General features: G+C 32.5%; 13 protein-coding genes. 5 read left to right on the forward strand and 8 right to left on the reverse strand.

From position 1 onward, the window contains the following. Positions 1 to 12: 12 nt before the first annotated feature. The 4 genes from N1F78_RS05590 to N1F78_RS05605 form a co-directional block, all read right to left on the reverse strand. Complete coding sequence (locus N1F78_RS05590) at positions 13 to 1,017, reverse strand: vWA domain-containing protein (RefSeq protein WP_406685200.1); 1,005 nt, start codon at positions 1,015 to 1,017, stop codon at positions 13 to 15. After that, a complete protein-coding gene (locus tag N1F78_RS05595) occupies positions 1,017 to 2,624 on the reverse strand; it encodes a hypothetical protein (RefSeq protein ID WP_406685201.1) in 1,608 nt (535 codons plus the stop codon). Before N1F78_RS05595 ends, N1F78_RS05590 begins: the two co-directional genes overlap by 1 nt. A gap of 125 nt (positions 2,625 to 2,749) precedes the next feature. Then, the gene (locus N1F78_RS05600; RefSeq protein WP_406685202.1) at positions 2,750 to 3,616 is read right to left on the reverse strand and encodes a DUF58 domain-containing protein; all 867 of its coding nucleotides are present in this window, start codon (positions 3,614 to 3,616) and stop codon (positions 2,750 to 2,752) included. Between the two features lie 76 nt (positions 3,617 to 3,692). Then, entirely contained in the window at positions 3,693 to 4,694 is a 1,002-nt protein-coding gene (locus tag N1F78_RS05605) for an AAA family ATPase (RefSeq protein WP_406685669.1), read from the reverse strand. Positions 4,695 to 4,945: 251 nt separating this feature from the next. On the opposite strand from N1F78_RS05605, the gene N1F78_RS05610 reads away from it, so the two are divergent. From N1F78_RS05610 to N1F78_RS05620, 3 genes are all read left to right on the forward strand, one after another. Beyond that, a complete protein-coding gene (locus N1F78_RS05610; protein WP_406685203.1) occupies positions 4,946 to 6,079 on the forward strand; it encodes an ATP-binding protein in 1,134 nt (377 codons plus the stop codon). A 267-nt stretch (positions 6,080 to 6,346) separates the two neighbouring features. Continuing rightward, complete coding sequence (locus tag N1F78_RS05615) at positions 6,347 to 6,595, forward strand: hypothetical protein (protein WP_406685204.1); 249 nt, start codon at positions 6,347 to 6,349, stop codon at positions 6,593 to 6,595. A gap of 318 nt (positions 6,596 to 6,913) precedes the next feature. Then, complete coding sequence (locus N1F78_RS05620; protein ID WP_406685205.1) at positions 6,914 to 7,876, forward strand: DUF3887 domain-containing protein; 963 nt, start codon at positions 6,914 to 6,916, stop codon at positions 7,874 to 7,876. Between the two features lie 156 nt (positions 7,877 to 8,032). Here the strand turns inward: N1F78_RS05620 and N1F78_RS05625 are convergent, their stop codons facing one another. From N1F78_RS05625 to N1F78_RS05635, 3 genes are all read right to left on the reverse strand, one after another. Next, on the reverse strand, positions 8,033 to 9,223 hold the full coding sequence (locus N1F78_RS05625) for a DUF1501 domain-containing protein (protein ID WP_406685206.1): 1,191 nt from the start codon (positions 9,221 to 9,223) through the stop codon (positions 8,033 to 8,035). A 2-nt stretch (positions 9,224 to 9,225) separates the two neighbouring features. Continuing rightward, positions 9,226 to 10,614, reverse strand: coding sequence for a DUF1800 family protein (locus N1F78_RS05630; protein ID WP_406685207.1), 1,389 nt, complete (start codon positions 10,612 to 10,614; stop codon positions 9,226 to 9,228). Positions 10,615 to 10,718: 104 nt separating this feature from the next. Then, complete coding sequence (locus N1F78_RS05635; RefSeq protein ID WP_406685208.1) at positions 10,719 to 12,260, reverse strand: aldehyde dehydrogenase family protein; 1,542 nt, start codon at positions 12,258 to 12,260, stop codon at positions 10,719 to 10,721. Positions 12,261 to 12,571: 311 nt separating this feature from the next. Between N1F78_RS05635 and N1F78_RS05640 the strand changes: the two genes are divergently transcribed. Together N1F78_RS05640 and N1F78_RS05645 are read left to right on the forward strand one after the other, a co-directional pair. After that, on the forward strand, positions 12,572 to 18,133 hold the full coding sequence (locus tag N1F78_RS05640) for an alpha-2-macroglobulin family protein (RefSeq protein ID WP_406685209.1): 5,562 nt from the start codon (positions 12,572 to 12,574) through the stop codon (positions 18,131 to 18,133). 108 nt (positions 18,134 to 18,241) lie between these two features. Then, positions 18,242 to 19,111: an SH3 domain-containing protein gene (locus N1F78_RS05645; protein ID WP_406685210.1), complete on the forward strand. Its 870-nt coding sequence runs from the start codon at positions 18,242 to 18,244 to the stop codon at positions 19,109 to 19,111. Positions 19,112 to 19,156: 45 nt separating this feature from the next. Here the strand turns inward: N1F78_RS05645 and N1F78_RS05650 are convergent, their stop codons facing one another. Continuing rightward, complete coding sequence (locus N1F78_RS05650; protein ID WP_406685211.1) at positions 19,157 to 20,506, reverse strand: hypothetical protein; 1,350 nt, start codon at positions 20,504 to 20,506, stop codon at positions 19,157 to 19,159. Positions 20,507 to 20,706: the final 200 nt, after the last annotated feature.

Here is a 20,706-nt window from a genome sequence, read left to right on the forward strand (position 1 = left end):
CTTCAATTTTATTTAAACGAAACTTCTGAAAACTGAAAACCTCAGCAACACCTCTAACATCAATAATATACCTGCTAGCAGCACCAAAGACCTATATTTTTCTTCATAATTGTAAAACTTGAATTCTTCAATCTCGGTTTTTTCAAGTTTATTTATTTCGTTATATATTTCTTCTAGCTTTTTATTATTAGTAGCTCTGAAATATTTACCTCCAGTAGCATCAGCAATCTCCTTTAACAGCTCTTCATCAATTTCAACTTGAATTCGACCATATTGAAAATTTCCATTAGGTAAAATTCCAACAGGAGACAAGGCCATTCCGTTAGTTCCTAAACCAATAGTATATGTTTTTATACCATATTCTACAGCCAATTCACTAGCAATTCTTGGGTCTATAAAACCTGTATTGTTTACACCATCTGTTAGCAAAATAATTACTTTACTAGTAGCCTTACTATCTTTTAAGCGGTTAACTGCAGTTGCTAAACCCATACCTATTGCGGTTCCGCCTTCAATAATGTTATTATACCTTATACTTTTTAAAGATCTTAATACAATGGCCTTATCGCTAGTAATAGGCGTTTTTGTATAACTTTCACCTGCATATTCTACTAAACCAATTCTATCATTTGGCCTACCCATAATAAACTCAGCAGCCACATTTTTTAAAGCTTCTAATCTATTAGGTGATAAGTCTTTTGCCAACATACTAGCAGAAACATCTATGGCCATAAGGATATCAATACCTCTAGTGGTTTTGGTTTTAGTAGACACATCAACGGTTTGAGGTCTTGCTAAGGCAGTTATAAGAAGTGCTAATGCCAATAATCTTAAAACAAAAAGCAAATGTTTAACTTTTGGCAGCCAAGAATTAGTAAGCCTAAAACCTTTTAAGCTAGAAATCTTAAGTTCTGCTGTTTGCTTTTTATGCTTTATTATATACCAAAGAACAGCCAATGGTAGTGCCAAAAACAACCAAAACCATTGTTTATTTAAAAACTCAATACCTTCTAACATTAATCTTCTTCTTTTTTAAGTTCTACTGAATTTACAATACGTTCTACCACCTGATCTGCATAAGTGTCATCATCTGGATAGGTAACTATAATTTGTTGTAAAACATTTTCGGAAGTAAAAAGTAGTAGGACATAATTCCCTCCTTTTGTAACGTTTGAAATTGGGTCTACTATATTTAATGTTCCATATGTTTTAAGGCCTTCAGCTCCATTGGGTGTATTAAATTTTTCTCTTAATACTGTAATGTTCTCTGCACCTTGAGATTCCATTCCCTTAATACTATTCTCAGAAACTTGTTCTAAATCTATTTTATTATCATTCTCACCGGAACTTGGATAGGTAGCTGTATTTACCAGAATACTAAAAACATCTAGTAAGGTGCCATACATAAACGACGTCATCTTTACTTTTCCTTTTGCTTCTTCAGGAATAGGAAGCTCAAAACGTTTTAATACTCTAGGAGTTGAAATAGAAACTGGTGGAATACCATAATCACTAGTTACCCAATCACCTTCTAAAAGTTCTTTACTATCATGACCAATAATAGTGTCTTTTACATAACCAAAACCGTACTTAATTGAAAAACCGCCAATGGTAGCCATTAGCAGAAATAAAGAAATTGCAACAGTAACAATAATCTTTTTGCGTTTCTTTTTACGTTCTAATTCTTCCCTATACTTTTCATCCAAAAGCTTTTCCTCTTCAGAAGGTTCTGGCAATACTTCTTTAACATGGTCAATTTCAGTATCAATGGTATTTCTATCTAATTCGGCTAATTCAATATCTGGTGCTGACTTTGCAAATTTCACCAAATCAGCTCGTTTTAAAATGCTTTCAATATTCTTAATGGTTTCCTTACTTAAATCTATTTGATTACCATCTTTTAATAATCTTAATTTAGAAATAAGCTCATCTGTTGTACTCTCTAAAGAATGATCGTACACTTTTTCATCTAAATACTTTCTTATAATAAGCGTTAATTCAGAATAATATGATTTTAATTCCTCGTGCTCTAAATAATGACTTTCATCTAATTTCTTTAATGCTAATTTAGCTCTATCGTATGGTGGTAATAGAGCTATTTGTTCTTCTTCACTTAAAGGCTTTTTTCTCCAAATAAACCACCAAAGTATTCCACCAACTAAGGCAACAATCAATAATGTAAGTAATACATATTTCCACCAATTACCCCCTTTTTTCTTAACCTCAATAATTGGTTTTATATCATAAAGTCCTTGCTTTGTAGTATCTACAACTACATTATTAACCTCTACTTTTAAAGAGTCTGTGAAGAAGGTTTTATTGCCAACAATAATTTTTTGTCTTGGTATAGTATACGCCCCAGAATCAAACTGAGTTAATCCGTATTTTTTAACAAGATTGTACTTGTCATTCTTTTTTAAAGTATCAATGGCGTAAGACTCAATCATTTCCAAAGGAGAGAATGTTTGTCCTTCAGGAAAAACCACCAAATTAGTTGTATCTGTTTCAACTTGAATTTTATAGGTAATTTGTTCTCCTATTTCTATTGAGGTTGAATCTATTGCCGAAGTAACTTGAGCAGTTAAGGCATTAGTAAGTAGTAAAAAGGCAATAGTTGAATACATTAACAATTGCTTTTTATTAAATACTATTTTATGAAACTTATCCCTTATCACTTTTAACTTTTAACTTTTAACTTTTAACTTTTAACTTTTAACTTTTAACTTTTAACTTTTAACTTTTAACTAAACTATCCTCTTCTTTTAAAATACCCTAAAAGTTTTTTTACGTAGCTCTCATCTACTCTGCAACTAATAATTCCTGCACCAGATTTTGTAAAACTCTCTTTATAATAATTAACCTTTTCATGGTAAAACCTACCATAATTGAGTCTTACTTTTTTAGATGATGTATTAACCAACATTAATTCTCCTGTTTCTTCATCTTGCATTTGAACCATTCCTAGATTCGGAATATCTTCCTCTCTTTTATCATATACTCTTATTCCAGTTACATCATGCTTACCAGAAACAATTTTCATGGTATGCTCATAATCATCAGCAATAAAATCAGACATCACAAATACTATTGCTTTCTTCTTCATTACGTTTGACAAAAACTTTAATGCTTCGGCTATATTAGTTTGCTTACTTTCTGGTTCAAACTCTATAAGTTCTCTAATAATTCTAAGAACATGAGAGCGCCCTTTTTTTGGAGGAATATACAATTCTACTTTATCTGAAAATAAAATTAACCCAATCTTATCATTATTCTGTGTTGCTGAAAAGGCTAAGGTAGCCGCTATTTCTGTAACAACTTCATTTTTAAATTGCTGTGAAGTACCAAATAACTTAGAGCCAGAAACATCTACCATAAGCATCATGGTAAGTTCGCGTTCTTCTTCAAAAACCTTAACATGAGGCTCATTTGTACGAGCGGTTACATTCCAATCAATATTACGAATATCATCTCCATATTGATACTGTCTCACTTCACTAAAAGTCATACCACGCCCTTTAAAGGTAGAGTGGTATTCTCCTCCAAAAATATGATCAGACAACCTACGTGTCTTAATCTCAATTTTTCGTACTTTTTTTAGTAATTCTTTAGTATCCATCTTTTAATTGTCTATTGAACATTTAATATTGATTATTTACTCTAAATAATCAATTGTCAATTATCAATTGTCAATTTTAAGGTACTTCTATCTCGTTTACTATTTTGTTGATGATATCTACTGAAGTTACATTTTCAGCTTCGGCCTCATAAGTAATGCCTATTCTATGACGTAATACATCATAAACCACCGCTCTAACATCTTCTGGAATTACATAACCTCTTCGTTTAATAAAAGCGTAACATTTAGCTGCAGTTGCTAAATTGATACTTCCACGTGGTGATGCGCCAAAAGAAATTAATGGTTTTAATTCGGCTAGCTTATATTTTTCTGGGTACCTGGTAGCAAAAATGATGTCTAAGATATATTTCTCAATTTTCTCATCCATATAAACCTCTCTAACAACTTTTTGAGCTGTTAAAATTTGTTTTACCGAAACCACTGGGTTTACTTTATCAAAAGCCCCTTTCATATTAGCCCGCATAATTAATTGTTCTTCATCAATCTTTGGGTAATCTATAACCGTTTTCAACATAAAACGGTCTACTTGTGCTTCAGGTAACGGATAAGTTCCTTCTTGTTCAACTGGGTTTTGGGTTGCCATTACCAAGAAGGGCTTATCTAAAATAAACGTTTCATCTCCTATGGTAACTTGCTTTTCTTGCATAGCTTCTAATAAAGCAGATTGCACTTTAGCCGGCGCTCTATTAATCTCATCTGCCAACACAAAGTTTGCAAAAATGGGTCCCTTTTTTATAGAAAAGTCGTTTTCCTTTATATTATAAATAAGTGTTCCTACAACATCTGCAGGTAATAAGTCAGGAGTAAACTGAATTCTACTAAAGCTACCATCTACAGCTTGTGACAAGGTATTAATGGCTAAAGTTTTTGCTAAACCCGGAACCCCTTCTAACAAAATATGGCCTTGCCCAAGCAAACCAATTAGCAAGCGTTCTACCATATGCTTCTGGCCTACAATTACTTTATTCATTTCAAGCATAAGTAAATCAACAAAAGCACTTTCTTTTTCTATCTTCTCGTTAATTGTCTTAATATCAATTGTACCTGTTTCTTCCATCATTTTTAATTTTTTAGAAGCCCGAATATAATAAGCTTCATTGAAGGTTGCAAATTGTTAAAATTTTTATTGATATGGTGTTAAAGGAAGGTTAAAAATAATATGCTAAAATCCAATGATTTCAATAGCTAACAAATGTTAATAGATAAAATAAAAACTACATCATTTGAGTTTAAAATTTAAAATGGTTTTAAGTATTTTTATACAAAATCAGGAAATAATAAACTTGAAATGGTTCTCACCCAAAAAATATGATTAATAAACGCCTACTTATAAAACACCTTTTAGCTCATAATGATGAGAATAGTTTTTATGATAAAAAGCGTAAAATAGACATTAGCCATAAGGAAGGAAAGGCTAAATTTTTAAAACATATTTGTGCCCTTTCAAACAGTAATCCAAAAAACAATTCTTATATAGTTATTGGGGTTGAAGATGAAGATAATAATATTACAGGTGTTGATTTTTTTGATGATAGTAAAATTCAAAATCTTATTAATGCCTATTTAACTAGCCCACCCATAGTTCAGTATGAAAATATTCCTTTTCCGCATTTGCCTGATGATAAAGTAGTAGGATTGGTTACTATTCGTGCAACAGGTAAACTTACATCTCTTAGAAAAAATATTTGGAAATACTACGGTGGCTCGGTTTTCTTTAGAGATGGCAGTATGAGCATGCCTAAAGTTTTTGATATTGAAATTAAAGATGTTAACTCTAAAATTGTTGAGGCCATTGAAAAAAATGCTCAAAACAATATTGAACATACTCTTGATGGTGTTTTTGATTTTATGAATAAACGCAAAGACTTTAATGCCCAATATAAAGTCTTTAAAGAGTATTTTGTGCTATGTTGGTCTGGACAAAAAAAAATAGTAAAGGATGAAGTTTTTTATTCCAGAGTTGATATTGAACTTATAAATGAACAAGTGCGGTTATTCTTCTCTGCTTTAGACGAAGTTTCTATTTCTTTTGATGAAGACCGTTTTAAGATAATAGAATATGTAAATTTAGGGCTTCACAATAACAATAAATATTACAAATTAGAGGAGACTATTATTAAATTTGAAGACAATGTTCATTACAATATTGACACCAAGCTTTTGTTTGAACCACCCCAGTTTGATAAAAAAGTTTTACACCATATTTACAACTCAAACAATGCCATTTTAGAAAAGCTAAAAAAAGATATGCCATTGACTATAAATGATACTATAGATTTAAAAAATTTACCGGCTACATATCTAATTTGTTATCTTAATTTGTTTCATGAAGCCATTGACAGATTAAAAGAGGCTAAACCTTATTTAAAGAAACACAGTGAAGAGGTTTACCACTTATATAAAGAATCTATGCGCATTCTAAGAAAAATGAAGTACAGTTAAATAAACAATTATTTAATCTTAAATTAACATATGTTAATTTATTTTTCTTACATTTGCACTGCTATTAATCTTTTTAAGATATAACCTTGTTTCTCCCGAATAACTCGGCATTGAGACAAGGTTTTTTTTGGTCTTTTTCTTCTTTTGTAAGAATTTTTGTTATTTTTAATCAAATAAACATAGTAGATATAAACGCAATTGTTTTTATATACACGTTGCCATTCATTGCTGAAAACGGAACATAATTTAATTTGAGAATTATTGAAAATGGAAATAACAGAAATTATTGTTTATTTCAGAAGTACAATTGAAATTAAATTCGACAATCACAAATCAATTTTAATTGATGGTGAATGGACAACGACTCCTGCATTTTATGCCAATATAATTTCAATTAAAAAATGGAAAAAACCTTTTGACAATGTTTTAGTTACGGAATTAGAAAAAAAAGAAATAATTGATAAAACTATCAAATATTCAAGAAAAAATGGCCCATTACCCATTTACTTTGATTGAAAGCTTAAAACCAAGTTTCGTCGGACTTTTAGCTTGTTTGCGGAATAAAAACTCAAAAAACATCTGACTGACCAAAGCAGTGCGCAAGTGTTGCGTCGGACTGATCAGCGAAACGCAAAAAAACGACTGACCAAAAACTGTAAGAAAAAAACAACGAAATAGCAACACCGTGTATAAAAATTGCTAGTTTTATACTAAACCAATGTTAGTTGCTTTGCTTGCCTGCATCTGATTTTCCTTCGGAAAATCCTCGCACACAAGCACGCAACTTTCCATACACATAACCGTTGCCAGTAATTTGAACAAATCACAACGTAAATGAAAAAAATAAGCCTAATTTTATTGCTTTTAATCCCAATCATAAGTTTCGGACAAACTGAAAAAGAAGCTTCTAAAAAAGTTTCAGCTGAATTTGAGAAATACTACAATTCTAATGAATATCAAAAGATTTTTAACTTGTTCTCAACCGAAATGAAAAATGCTTTACCCATTGAACAAACTACCAATTTCTTAAAAGGGTTGAAAAGTCAAGCGGGTGAAATTCAAAAAAAAGAATTTGTAAAATATATACAGACTTACGCCTCCTACAAAACAATCTTTGAACGAGCAGTTTTTGCGGTAAATATTTCCCTTGACAATAATTCAAAAATCAATGGTCTTTTTGTAAAACCATTTAAAGAAGACAATCTTCCCAAACTTGAAAGAAATGAAACGAAACTGATTTTACCTTTTAATGGCGAATGGACCGTATTTTGGGGCGGAGACACTAAAGAATTGAACTATCACGTAGAAAGTGAAGCTCAAAAAAACGCATATGATATTGTTATTACGGACAAAAACGGAAAAACCTTCAAAACAGACGGAAAAACTAACGAAGATTATTATGCATTTGGGAAAGAATTAATTGCACCGTGTGATGCAGAAGTGGTTTTAGCAGTTGACGGAGTAAAAGACAACATACCTGGCGAACTAAACCCAATTTATGTTCCAGGAAATACGGTAATACTTAAAACAGCCAACAACGAATATTTGTTTTTCGCTCATTTTAAACAAAATTCGATTGTCGTAAAACAAGGGCAAAAAGTAAAACAAGGAGAATTATTAGGGCTTTGTGGGAATTCTGGAAATTCTTCAGAAGCTCATTTACATTTTCACATTCAAAACGTGGAAGATATGAACAAAGCGACTGGAGCAAAATGTTATTTTGACGAAATAACTGTGAATGGAGAATTGAAAAAAGACTATTCACCAATTAAAGGAGAAAAAATCGAAAACGAATAAAAATCTACTGACAAAAATGGCTATAATTAATTGCTATGGACAGTGCTTATCTTGAAAATCACTTCGGAATTTTCTTTGGTTTGTTCCATTTTTGCTAAGTTGATTGCTCAACCACATAATGAAAACATACACAAGACCGTTAAGCAAGCTTTTTTACTAAATAAAATCCAATTGCTTAAAAGATTTATTAAGAACCTTCTCATCATTTACATCTAACCATTTATTTAAAACCGTGGCGTAAATGGTTCTAAAGTCTATTTCAAACTTTAAATCTCCATTACCATCCAGATCATCTAAATTGGCCATATTGTTATAAAGTCCAGGTTTTCTTAATTGATTTCCTATAATAAAAAGATTGTTTGCTGTACCATGGTCTGTACCAGAACTAGCATTCTGTTTCACTCTGCGCCCAAACTCTGAAAAGGTTAAAATCAACGTATCATTAAAAGTGCCACCTGCTTTTAAATCTTGCACAAAGGTTTCAATACCCTCAGCATATTGAGTTAACAAACGTCCTTGAGTTGCCAATTGATTACTATGCGTATCAAAACCATTTAAAGAGGCGTAATACACCTTGGTACTTAAATGCGAATTAATAAACTGGGCTGTAGTTTTTAACTGTTTACCAAACTTATTTTTTGGGTATTCTTTTTTAGAAGACACCGTTTTACTGGTTTCAAAAATATACTTGGCTGAAGAATGTGCTTCAATCATAGACTTGTACAAATAGCCTAAATTATGCTCACTCAAATGTGGGTCATTCTTATGATTCTGAAGGTTCTTAAAATAAGGGTCTCTAGATAAATTGTATAGAGTTTTAGGGTCTTGGGTAGCTATGGCATTATTAGTTTCGCCTTTCATAGCCAAAGACAAACTTTCATCAATTTGAATTGCAGAATATGGTACCTCTCCGTAATGATCTAAATATCTACCAATCCATCCACTTTGAGAATATTCATTTGAGTCTACAGCTGTTTGCCATATATCCATAGACCTAAAGTGTGAACGATTAGGATTTGGATACCCAACATTATTGATTATAGTTAAAAGCCCTTCATCATACAATCTGTTTAAGGGTGCTAAACTGGGATGAAGCCCTACCTCATCTGTTAACCTTAAAACATCTCTTTTAGCAATGCTTAATGTTGCCCGTTCTTTATAATAAGTGTCATTTTGAAAAGGTACAATTGTGTTCAATCCGTCATTACCACCAGAAAGCTGAACAATTACCAAACGCTTAAACCCCAAACTACTACTAGCTACATTCTCAAAAGCTTTTACAAAGCTTGGAACAAAAAATAAACCACTTGCTAGCGATGACTGCTTTAAAAATTTTCTTCTGTCCATAATTAACACATTTGATATTCTGGTAAAGACATAAGTTGTACACAGTACTCTTGCTTAGAAACTTTTGCCAGAGAATTTAAATTGGCCTTAGCATGAGGTGATATATTACAAGCTAAAATATAATCATCTAATTCAGTAATATCTACTTTCTTAAAATGCTTGTTAAAGTAGTCCCAATTGCTTTCAACATTAAATCGTTTTCCATAATTCTGTTTAAAGAATTCTTTTCTTTCTTCTATTTTAGAATCATTAGTACCCGTTTTATTTTTAGAGATATAAGCACTATTTAATAGTAATGATGGTAACTTTAACCTAAGTGTAATGGTGTTGCTATCTATCCAATTCTTACCACCTTTCCAACCTGCAACATTAGGCGGATCTAGGAGCGTTTGACCTAATAAGCGTTGTAAATATATTTGTTGTTTAGGGTTTTTGAATTGTGTTGGTACTAAAGTTTTAATACCAACTAAAAATTCAATGGGGGATTTTATTTTGTTTCCAATATTTTTTTCTTCATAAAACCAGTCAGACATAAAAACGTAACGCATTAAGGTCTCAATATTATAGTCTTTATAAAACACCTGAGTCATTTCATTTACATGATTTTCATCTAATTTATCATTTACAAAATAGGCGTATATTTTTTCTGAAATGTATTGAGCACATTGCTTTTTCTTTAAAATAATATCAATAATATCATCACCAGAAAACGCACCTGTTTTCCCAAAAAATGATTTTATACCATGGTCATGCTGGCGTTCTTTAAATACAAAATCACCCTTTAAATTATGACCATAACCTGTAAAGGCCCTGGCACTTTCCTTGATATCTTGTTCTGTATAATTTCCAACTCCCAAAGTAAAAAGCTCCATTAACTCTCTAGCAAAATTCTCATTAGGTTTTTGCTTTTTATTTTGCTTGGTGTTTAAATATTTGGTCATGGCCGCCTCTTTAGAAACAGCTTTAACAAAATGACCAAAATTTCCCAGTGCGCTTTTACGCAATGTATTATTGAAGTTTTGGATAAATACAATATTATTGTCTTCGCACACAAAATGGTTGGCCCAAAACAGCGTCATCTTTTCACGTAAAAGTGCTGTTGGGTTTGTAAGCCTTTCAATCCAAGCTTCATTTAAATCAATTTGTTTTTGCCTACTTAATTTTCGAAGGTTTTTGCGTGCTTCTTTATCTGGTTTTTCAGCTTTCATCATACTACTGAAAGCAACCTTAAGTTCAGAAATATCAACTTCTAATAACGAAACTTTTTTAGAACCGTTTAAAAGATTATCAACGACTTCTTTTTTACTTTTTGCAGATAAACTTTTAAGTGTTTCAGGTAAAATACCAAACCCTGCTCTTCTGTATAAGTGTTGTATTTGAAACGCTTCCATAGATTAACTTAAAACCATCTTATTGGCTTATAGTCTTTTAGACTTTTGCGAGTTACAAAGGTTTAATCTGGATGAAAGTCAACAACAACCTGTTTACAAACACATCATAAATCAAACTTTATTCCTTGAGCCAATGGTAACTCGGTTGTATAATTAATAGTATTTGTTTGCCTACGCATATAAATTTTCCAAGCATCAGAACCTGATTCGCGTCCGCCACCAGTGTCTTTTTCACCACCAAAAGCACCACCAATTTCGGCGCCAGAGGTTCCAATATTTACGTTGGCAATACCACAATCACTTCCAGCTTGAGATAAGAATCTTTCTGCTTCGCGCAAATTATTGGTCATAATAGCAGAACTTAATCCTTGAGCAACATTATTTTGAATATCAATGGCATTTTCAACCTCACCAGAATATTTTAAAAGGTATAAAATAGGGGCAAAGGTTTCATGTTGTACTATTTCAAAATTATTTTTAGCTTCTGCAATGGCAGGTTTTACATAGCAACCACTTTCGTAACCTTTACCAGAAAGTACTTCGCCCTCAACTAAAATGGTTCCACCTTCTGCAACTACTTTTTCTATAGCATCTTCATACATTGCAACCGCATCTTTATCTATTAAAGGGCCAACATGATTGGTTTCATCTAACGGATTTCCAATTTTCAATTGCTTATAGGCATCAACTATGGCTTGTTTTACATTATTATAAATACTTTCATGAATAATTAATCTGCGCGTACTAGTACAACGTTGTCCTGCCGTTCCAACGGCACCAAAAACGGCTCCTATTACCGTCATTTTTATGTCTGCATCAGGAGTAACAATAATGGCATTATTTCCGCCCAATTCTAACAATGTTTTTCCTAATCGTCCTGCCACTTCTTTAGCTACAATTTTACCCATTCTTGTTGAACCAGTAGCAGAAACTAATGGAATTCTTGTATCCTTGCTCATAAATTCACCAACCTTATAATCGCCATTAATTAAACATGAAATGCCTTCGGGTAAATTATTTTCCCTTAAAACTTCTGCAATTATATTTTGACAAGCCACACCACACAAAGGTGTTTTTTCACTAGGTTTCCAAACACAGACATCTCCACAAACCCAAGCCAAAGCAGTATTCCAAGACCAAACGGCCACAGGAAAATTAAATGCTGAAATAATGCCAACCACTCCAAGCGGATGGTATTGTTCATACATGCGATGTCCAGGGCGTTCAGAATGCATAGTTAAACCATGAAGTTGGCGTGATAAGCCTACAGCAAAATCGCAGATATCTATCATTTCTTGTACTTCACCTAAACCTTCCTGATAGCTTTTACCCATTTCATAAGACACCAATTTGCCCAAAGCTTCTTTCTTTTCTCTTAATTTATCACCAAATTGCCTAACAATTTCACCGCGTTGCGGTGCAGGTGTTAATCGCCATGATTTAAAAGCATTGGTTGCAACCTCCATTACTTTTTGGTAATCACTTTCAGAAGTAGTTTTTACACTTGCAATTAGTTTTCCATCAACCGGTGAGAAACTTTTAATAATTTCACCGTTTGAAAAATTATTTACTCCTGTAGAAGTGCCATTGTTTACGTTTAAAACACCTAAGCTCTTCAATATTTCATCTAAACTAAATGCTTCCATAAGTACCCTTTAAAATAGTGATTATTTAAATATTCTAATTTTTTTTACGAAAATATCAATAAATTTTATTATTTACTGAATATTTTGAAATAAATAATTTTTCAACTTTAAGAACATTTTAACAGAAACTAAAAGTCCATTGCATTAATCTAAAGCGTAACTTTATTAACAAGAAACATCGTACGACGATAATGTGATTTAAAAACGCATTTTCAATTAGATGTTCTATCTGACAGATATAAATCAATATGTATTTTCAGATTAAACATCGTACGCTTTCTTTTTAAGTTCATTAAAAATCCATCTATACTATGTCATTTAAAAAACTTCTTTTTTCTGTTTTAGCTTTAGCGATTATTCTTTCTTGTAAAGAAAAAACTGTAGAAACGGATAACATTTTTAAGTATAGAGACTATATAAGTTACACCACTTCTGGAATGTCATCGGTAGCAAAACCTATTCAAATTAATTTGGCTAAATCTGTTGATGGTTGGGAAATGCACCAAGAGATAACCAATAATATAGTGCACATTAAACCGCACGTAGAAGGTAAATTGGAGGTGGGTAATAATCATACCCTAATTTTTACACCAGATGAGCATTTAGAACCCTCAACAGAATATACCGTTACAATAAAGCTTTCTGAAATATACAAGAATGTACCATCAGATTATAAAAACTACACCTTTCAATTTAAAACCATTACGCCAAATTTTAATGTGATTACCAATAATCTGCAATCTTACAGTAAGAATTGGCAATATTTAGAAGGGGTAATAAAATCTGCCGATTTAATTTCTATTGAAAAAGCAAAACAACTAATTAAGGCTGAACAAAATGGAAAAAACTTAAACATTGTTTTTAATGAAGGGGATGCTAAAAGTAATATGTTTGAGTTTAAAATTGATAGTATTAACCGTGTTATTGAGGACAGCAGTATTGAAGTGTCTTGGAATGGAAAAACTATTGGTGCCGACAATAAAGGAAAAAACACCGTTTTAATTCCTGGAATAAATAATTTCACCATTACAAAAACAGAGGTTTTTCAATCGCCTGAACAATACTTATTAATTAACTTTTCAGACCCTTTAAAAAAACAACAAAACTTTGATGGTTTAGTTTCTATTCAAAAAGCGAAAAACCAAAAATATGTGGTTGACGGCAATACCTTAAAAATATATCCAAGTAGCAAATTAGTGGGCAATATTCAAGTAAATGTATTTCAAGGCATTAAAAACACGGAAGGTTTTAAACTTAAAAAGCCTTATTCTGAAACCATTGCTTTCGAGTCTTTAAAGCCTGCTGTTCGATTAATAAATAACGGTTCAATTTTACCAAACTCACAAGAATTAAAATTCAATTTTGAAGCAGTAAACCTGAGCGCTGTTGATGTTAGAATCATAAAGATTTTTGAAAACAATGTCCTTCAGTTTTTACAAGACAACAATTTAAACAGTAATAATCAATACGATATTAAAAAGGTGGGGCGGCGTATTGCAAAACAAACCATACAATTACAAAGTGCTGCTGAAAATACAGGAAAATGGAAGGCTTACAGTATAGATTTATCAAACTATTTTAAAACGGATATTGGCTCTATTTACCGTGTTGAAGTGAGCTATAACAAAAGTTATTCTTTATACGATTGTGAAGCCCACTCCAGTAGTTCAAGCAATGATGAAGATGATTATTATGAAGAAGATTTTTACGAAAATGAAGATGAATTAACCGGTGAAAACGAAGACCTTCGAGAGGAAAAATACTGGGACAACTTATTGTACAGATACAAAAATTACACTTACAATTGGCGAGAAGAAAAGAACCCGTGTCATGATGCTTATTACAGCCAAAATAAAGTGGTATCTCAAAACCTTATTGCATCAAATTTAGGTGTAATTGCAAAACAAGGCACCAACAAATCTTATTTCTTTGCGGTTACTAATATTTTAAATACCGAACCAGAAACCAATGCTACGGTTACCCTATATAATTTCCAACAGCAACAACTAGAATCTGCTAAAACAGATAAAGATGGTTTAGTCATTATTGATTCTGAAAAGCATGCAAGTTTCGCTATAGTTTCAAAAGGAAATAATATTACATACGTGCGTCTTTACGATGGCAACGCACTCTCATTAAGCAAGTTTGATGTATCTGGAAGCAAATTACAACGCGGACTCAAAGGTTACATTTATGGCGAACGTGGTGTTTGGAGACCTGGAGACACTTTGCATTTAGCATTTATGCTTAATGACAAAGCCAACAAACTACCTAAGGGACATCCTGTAAAACTAGAAATTACAAACCCTAACGGTAAATTAGTTTACAAAAATATTACTAGCAATCACCTCAACAATGTTTACAAATTTACGGTACCAACATCGGCTGAAGGGAAAACAGGAAATTACAACGCAATAATATCAGTTGGCGGTGCTTCATTTCATAAAGGATTAAAAATTGAAACAGTAAAACCTAACCGCTTAAAAATTAAAATTGATTTTGATGATGAGGTACTTAAAGCCACAAAACCGCTTACTGGAGACTTAGACGTAAAATGGCTACACGGAGCGCCAGGAAAAAATTTAAAAGCTGAAGTTAAAGCCAAATTTACAACTTCGCATTCTGGTTTTAAGAATTATAAAGACTATGTCTTTAACGACCCTACACGTAAGTTTTACCCAGAAGAATTCAATGTTTTTGAAGGTAAGGTAAACGCAGAAGGGTTAGCAAAAATCAATAAAAAATTACATATTGAGAAGAAAGCTCCTGGAATGCTAAACGCCCAGTTTTTAGTTAGAGCTTTTGAAAATGGTGGCGATTTTTCTATTGATGCGTTTACAAAAAAATATGCACCTTACAGCTCTTTCGTTGGTTTACGTTCTCCAAAAGGAAATGCATACGGCTCTTACTTTACAGACGAAAACCAAACATTTGATGTGGTGGTGGTCGATGCCAACGGTAAACCTGTAAAACGTAATAACCTCAACGTAAAAATCTATAAAGTACAATGGCGCTGGTGGTGGAATTCGTCTTACGATAACTTGTCTAGTTATGTGTCTAGCAGCTATCACAGACCATATTCAACATCTAAAATAAATACCGATACTAATGGTAAGGCTACTTTTAATATTAAAGTGCCAGACCATGATAGAGGTAGATATTTAATTAGAATTGAAGACCCAATTAGCGGTCATGCCACAGGAAGAACCGCCTATTTCTATAAAAATTGGTGGCAGAACTCAAGCTCTGGTGACAAAGAAGCGGCTAAAATACTAATTTTCTCTAGTGATAAAGAAACCTATAATGTGGGTGAAACGGCTAAAGTTACCTTTCAATCTGGAAATGAAGGTAGAGCTTTAGTAAGTATTGAAAATGGCACCGAAGTTATAGATTACCAATGGGTGAAAACTCAAAAAGGTGAAACCACGGTTGATATTCCTGTGATATCAGAAATGGCGCCTAATGTGTTTATTAATATTTCATTATTACAGCCGCATGCCATAACCTCTAACGATTTACCAATTCGTTTATATGGTGTAATTCCTATGATGGTTGAAGACCCAAACACCAAATTAGAACCAGTAATAAAAATGCCCAATGTATTACGTCCAGAGCAAGAATTTAAGGTTACAGTCTCTGAAAAAAATAAAAAAGAAATGACGTATACCATAGCTGTGGTTGATGAGGGTTTACTTGACTTAACTCGTTTTAAAACCCCAAATGCATGGAATAGTTTTTACGCTAGAGAAGCTTTAGGTGTAAAAACTTGGGATATTTTTGAGGATATAATTGGCGCGTATTCTGGTAGTATAGATCAAGTATTTGCCATTGGCGGAGATGGTAGCGCTACAGCTGGAAAAAAGAAAAAAGCAAATAGGTTCAAACCAGTGGTAAAATATTTTGGACCTTTTAGTTTAAAGAATGGCGAGCAAAAATCGCATACCATAAAAATGCCAAATTATATTGGTTCTGTAAGAACTATGGTAGTGGCTGGAGACCATACTAAAGAAGCTTACGGAAGTACAGAAAAAGCTGTGCAGGTTAAAAAACCATTAATGGTTTTAGCTACACTACCACGGAAGTTAAGCCCAGGCGAAAAAGTAACCTTACCAGTAACCATTTTTGCTATGGAACCGAAAGTTAAAAATGTAAACATTAGCTTAAAATTAAGTGAAGGTATTACAGTTGAAGGTGAATTGACTCAAAACTTGAGTTTCCCAAAACCAGACGAAAAAATGGCTTATTTCACTTTAGATGTTAGTAAAACCAAAGGTATCAATACGGTTGAAGTTATTGCAACGGGTAATGGTGAAAAATCAACCTATAAGGTAGAGCTTGATGTAGTAAATCCTAATCCGTTTACATCAAAAGCTATTGATAAAACATTAGCAGCTAATACTTCTGAAACCATCACATTTGAAACTTTTGGAGTTTCGGGAACTAATTCAGCTGCAGTTGAGTTTTCAACCTTACCTCCAATGGATTTCTCTCGTAGAATGCAATATTTAATTCAATATCCTCATGGGTGTGTGGAACAAACAACATCGAGCGTATTTCCGCAGTTATTCTTAAGTGATATTTTCGATTTAACTGCCGATAAAAAACAAAGCATTCAGGAGAATATTAAAAATGGTATTAAACGCTTAGGACATTTCCAAAGACCTAACGGAGGATTGAGTTACTGGATTGGTGAAAATAATGCCAATGATTGGGGCACAAGTTACGCAGGACATTTTATGATTGAGGCTGAAAAAAAAGGCTATGTATTACCCTTAACGTTTAAAAGCAATTGGATAAAATATCAAAAACAAGCCGCTAGAAATTGGAGACCAAGTTACAGACGTTACAATTCAGATTTAGCACAAGCTTATAGGCTATACACTTTAGCTTTAGCTGGAAGCCCGGATTTAGCTTCAATGAACAGACTTCGTGAATTTTCCGAATTATCAAATAATGCTAAATGGCGATTATCCGCTGCTTATGCTTTGGCAGGACAAAAGGAAGCTAGTGAACGTATTTCGAAAACCGCAAATATCAACTTCAAACCTAACAAATATGATTACTATTCTTATGGTTCGGTAGATAGAAATAGAGCTATGGCTTTAGAAACAATGGTATTGACTAAAAACAGTCAACAGAGAGCGATTGCAGAATACATTGCAAAAGATTTATCTAGTAACCGTTGGATGAGCACCCAAACCACAGCGTACAGCTTATTGGCCATGGCAAAAATGGTGAACACAAATGGTGGAAAAGCTATGAAATTAACTTATTCCGTAAACGGAAAAAATAATACGATTGATACCAAAAATGCTATTGCACAACGTGACTTAAAGGTGGCTGATGGTGCAAATAGTATTGTAATAACAAATAACAATACCAATGTGGTTTATGTACGGGTTTTAAATACTGGAAAACTGCCGTTAGGACAAGAAATTTCAGAACAAAGAGGATTAAGTATAAGCTATTCGTATAAAGATTTACAAGGCAACAGGGTAAATGTTGCCAACTTAAAACAAGGTCAAGATTTTATTGCCACAGTAAAGGTAAGTAACCTTAAAAGTGCACAGGTTAAAGATGTGGCATTAACTCAAATTTTCCCTTCGGGATGGGAAATTGTAAATACCCGATTTACAGACTTTGGCACAACAACCTCTAGTGAAGCGCGCTACACAGACATTAGAGACGACCGCGTGAATTTCTATTTTGACTTAAGCAAAAACGGAAATTCTAATAGCACCAAAACATTCTCAGTAATGCTAAATGCTTCTTATTTGGGAAGTTATTATCTACCTGGAATTCAAGCGGAAGCTATGTATGACAACGACTTTTTAGTGAGAACTAAAGGGCAATGGATTAATGTAATTAAATAGTAACAACGTCCTTTTAAAGGTAAAAATTAAGCTTGTCAATCTAAAACAAATTCAGAATGACATAGGGATTTTACACCCTAAAAAGGACATCAAAAAAATTTTAAAAAAATGAAAACATATATTTATATAATCGCAATATTATTAACATTCAATATTGCCAACGCACAAGAAATAAGATACGTAAACGCAGATAATGGTTTGTTTTTAAGAGATACACCAAGTCAAGATTCCAAACGCATTGACAAACTGGTTTATGGCACCCAAATAGAGATAACCGAACGCACAAATTTAAAGTTAGATGTAAAAGATAAAAATGACGTTGTTTCTGGTGAATGGGTTAAAGTAACTTGTACTGATGACATTCATAACAATAGAACTGGCTATGTATTTAACGGATTTTTATCTGAACACAGAATTGACAAACGTTTTAGTATAGACTTTGAAGATTTCACTATGGAATTTGAGAATTTAAGAGCTGATATTATAGGAAATGAACAAATCTCAACACATCCAAATAACTCTATAGATGCCATACTTGAAATAGGAGAAACTGTTCAGGGAAAAATGGTACGCATTAGGCATCATTCCAAATATAAAAGCATAAAGGTCTACCAAAGACATGAAAATAGTATTTCTATTCAGGCTGAAGGTCCACATTGTGATTTGGTAGATTGGAAACATTTTTATTCTGCTTGGGAGCCATTAAAAGATACAAAAAAAGCTGGTGTTTTTGAAACTGTTACATACAACAATAAAGCCACTGATAAATTCATAAAAGTTGATATTTTAGAATTTAAAAATGCAGTTAAAGAACACTGTGGAGAGGAATGGTATAATATGATTAAAGATGAGAAAAAAATAAACAAAGGTGCATCCTCAATTGGTGTTAGTAAAATTTATTTTAAGGTTATTTTCACCACAATGTTTGACGAAGAAATTGAAAAGGTTATTGCATTTGATGTTCCTATGGGATGTTAAACATGTTCAGGCTATTTTTCTATATTTTGAAAAATAGCCTGAATTTTATTCTATTCTATATCTTCTAGTTTTAGTATTGTAGCCATATATAGCTTTATAATACACTATTTCATCTATTATTACAACTCCATTTGGGTCTCCTTGTTTTACAACCTCTTCACTAGTTTGCACATACTTTCCAATAGCGCCGTCAATCCAAACTTTATTATTAATAACGTTTAATCCTTCTTTCACAATTATAATACGTTTATAGGTTTTTGCAAGTTGCTCCTTAGTAATAACAGGTATTACTATATTCTGTTGCTCAATTTTAAATTCATCGTTTTCAACACCTTTGTTGACTAAGAATTCTATTTTTTGAATTGTAGGTCTTTTTACTTTTTTTACTGGCTTAGTTTTAGGCGGCGTTTTAGGTTCTATAATTTTAACCTCAAAAAATTCTGAATTATAATTACACAGGGGGTTAGAAAGATTAATTTCATCTTCTGCAACCCTTACCCTATAATAACTTAATTTGTTTAAAGATGTAATTGTATAATTTTTATTGGTTTCTCCTAAAATATCTTCCCATTGTATTCCATCTGTACTTTTTTGCCACTGGAAAGCATGACTAGAAAAAACAGAAAAATCGGGTACTGCAGATAGTGTTGTTGAAAATGGTAAATCATTTTTATTTACTGCAACACTTTGCTTTCCTGAAATATCATTAATAAAAACAGCATCCCCACATGTTCTAAACATAATATCATCAATAGCAAGATCATTTCCACAGCCTCCAACACCATTATTCCTCATTTTTAATATCACCGATGTTTGCCCTGGTTTTGTTTTAAACACTAAGGCATGTTGCTGCCAATTAGGGCGGGAAGAACTATAAATATTTCCCGTATCTCCACTTTTTATCCTTACAGAATCCGTGCTATCCCAAATTTCAAATCTTACATTTATAGGTTGCTTTCTGGGGCAATCAAAATTTGCTGGTAACAAGTTTACTAACCACGATGAAAACTCATAACTTGTATTTTCGCAAAGCCCTGAAACAGAAATTCTAAAAAACTCCCCAGGAATTCTACCTGCATTAACAATAAGCATCCTTCCATTAGTGTCTCCTAAAGTGTGGTCTGGAATATTATGCCATTCAAACCAACCAAATGAACTTGAAGATACGGTATAAAATCCATTATGAGGTTCACTATTTATATATCTGTAGCTAGTAGAACTACCGTTTGGTAACTCTCCAAAAGTAGATCCTTCTCCAAAAGTTTCTTCTACAATGGGATCACCTGAATTACCTGTACAAAAACCTAATTGTGCTTGAGTTTTTAGAAAACCCAAAAGACAAAGTATAACTATAAATTTTCTGGTTACTCTTACAAAAGTTACCGATATTTTCATTTGTAAATTGATTGATGCTCAATCTAAAATACTACACCATACAATCAATATTTGAGAAGAATTAGTTATTGAAACAATTTATCTAGCAATAGAGGTTATTTAATTAGAATTTGAATAAAATAACGCTTTATCATTATGTTGATTTCATATAATCTTTTCTTAAAATACATCTAAAAAACAATTTTTAGAGTATATATTTT

The organism is Seonamhaeicola sp. MEBiC01930 (assembly GCF_045277075.1).
Lineage (GTDB): Bacteria > Bacteroidota > Bacteroidia > Flavobacteriales > Flavobacteriaceae > Seonamhaeicola.

What these genes read in the sequence shown, in the direction of transcription:
- N1F78_RS05590 (WP_406685200.1), bottom strand. Translation starts at nt 1,017, where the DNA reads ATGTTAGAAGGTATTGAGTTTTTAAATAAACAATGGTTTTGGTTGTTT.
- N1F78_RS05595 (WP_406685201.1), bottom strand. Translation starts at nt 2,624, where the DNA reads ATGTATTCAACTATTGCCTTTTTACTACTTACTAATGCCTTAACTGCT.
- N1F78_RS05600 (WP_406685202.1), bottom strand. Translation starts at nt 3,616, where the DNA reads ATGGATACTAAAGAATTACTAAAAAAAGTACGAAAAATTGAGATTAAG.
- N1F78_RS05605 (WP_406685669.1), bottom strand. Translation starts at nt 4,694, where the DNA reads ATGGAAGAAACAGGTACAATTGATATTAAGACAATTAACGAGAAGATA.
- N1F78_RS05610 (WP_406685203.1), top strand. Translation starts at nt 4,946, where the DNA reads ATGATTAATAAACGCCTACTTATAAAACACCTTTTAGCTCATAATGAT.
- N1F78_RS05615 (WP_406685204.1), top strand. Translation starts at nt 6,347, where the DNA reads ATGGAAATAACAGAAATTATTGTTTATTTCAGAAGTACAATTGAAATT.
- N1F78_RS05620 (WP_406685205.1), top strand. Translation starts at nt 6,914, where the DNA reads ATGAAAAAAATAAGCCTAATTTTATTGCTTTTAATCCCAATCATAAGT.
- N1F78_RS05625 (WP_406685206.1), bottom strand. Translation starts at nt 9,223, where the DNA reads ATGGACAGAAGAAAATTTTTAAAGCAGTCATCGCTAGCAAGTGGTTTA.
- N1F78_RS05630 (WP_406685207.1), bottom strand. Translation starts at nt 10,614, where the DNA reads ATGGAAGCGTTTCAAATACAACACTTATACAGAAGAGCAGGGTTTGGT.
- N1F78_RS05635 (WP_406685208.1), bottom strand. Translation starts at nt 12,260, where the DNA reads ATGGAAGCATTTAGTTTAGATGAAATATTGAAGAGCTTAGGTGTTTTA.
- N1F78_RS05640 (WP_406685209.1), top strand. Translation starts at nt 12,572, where the DNA reads ATGTCATTTAAAAAACTTCTTTTTTCTGTTTTAGCTTTAGCGATTATT.
- N1F78_RS05645 (WP_406685210.1), top strand. Translation starts at nt 18,242, where the DNA reads ATGAAAACATATATTTATATAATCGCAATATTATTAACATTCAATATT.
- N1F78_RS05650 (WP_406685211.1), bottom strand. Translation starts at nt 20,506, where the DNA reads ATGAAAATATCGGTAACTTTTGTAAGAGTAACCAGAAAATTTATAGTT.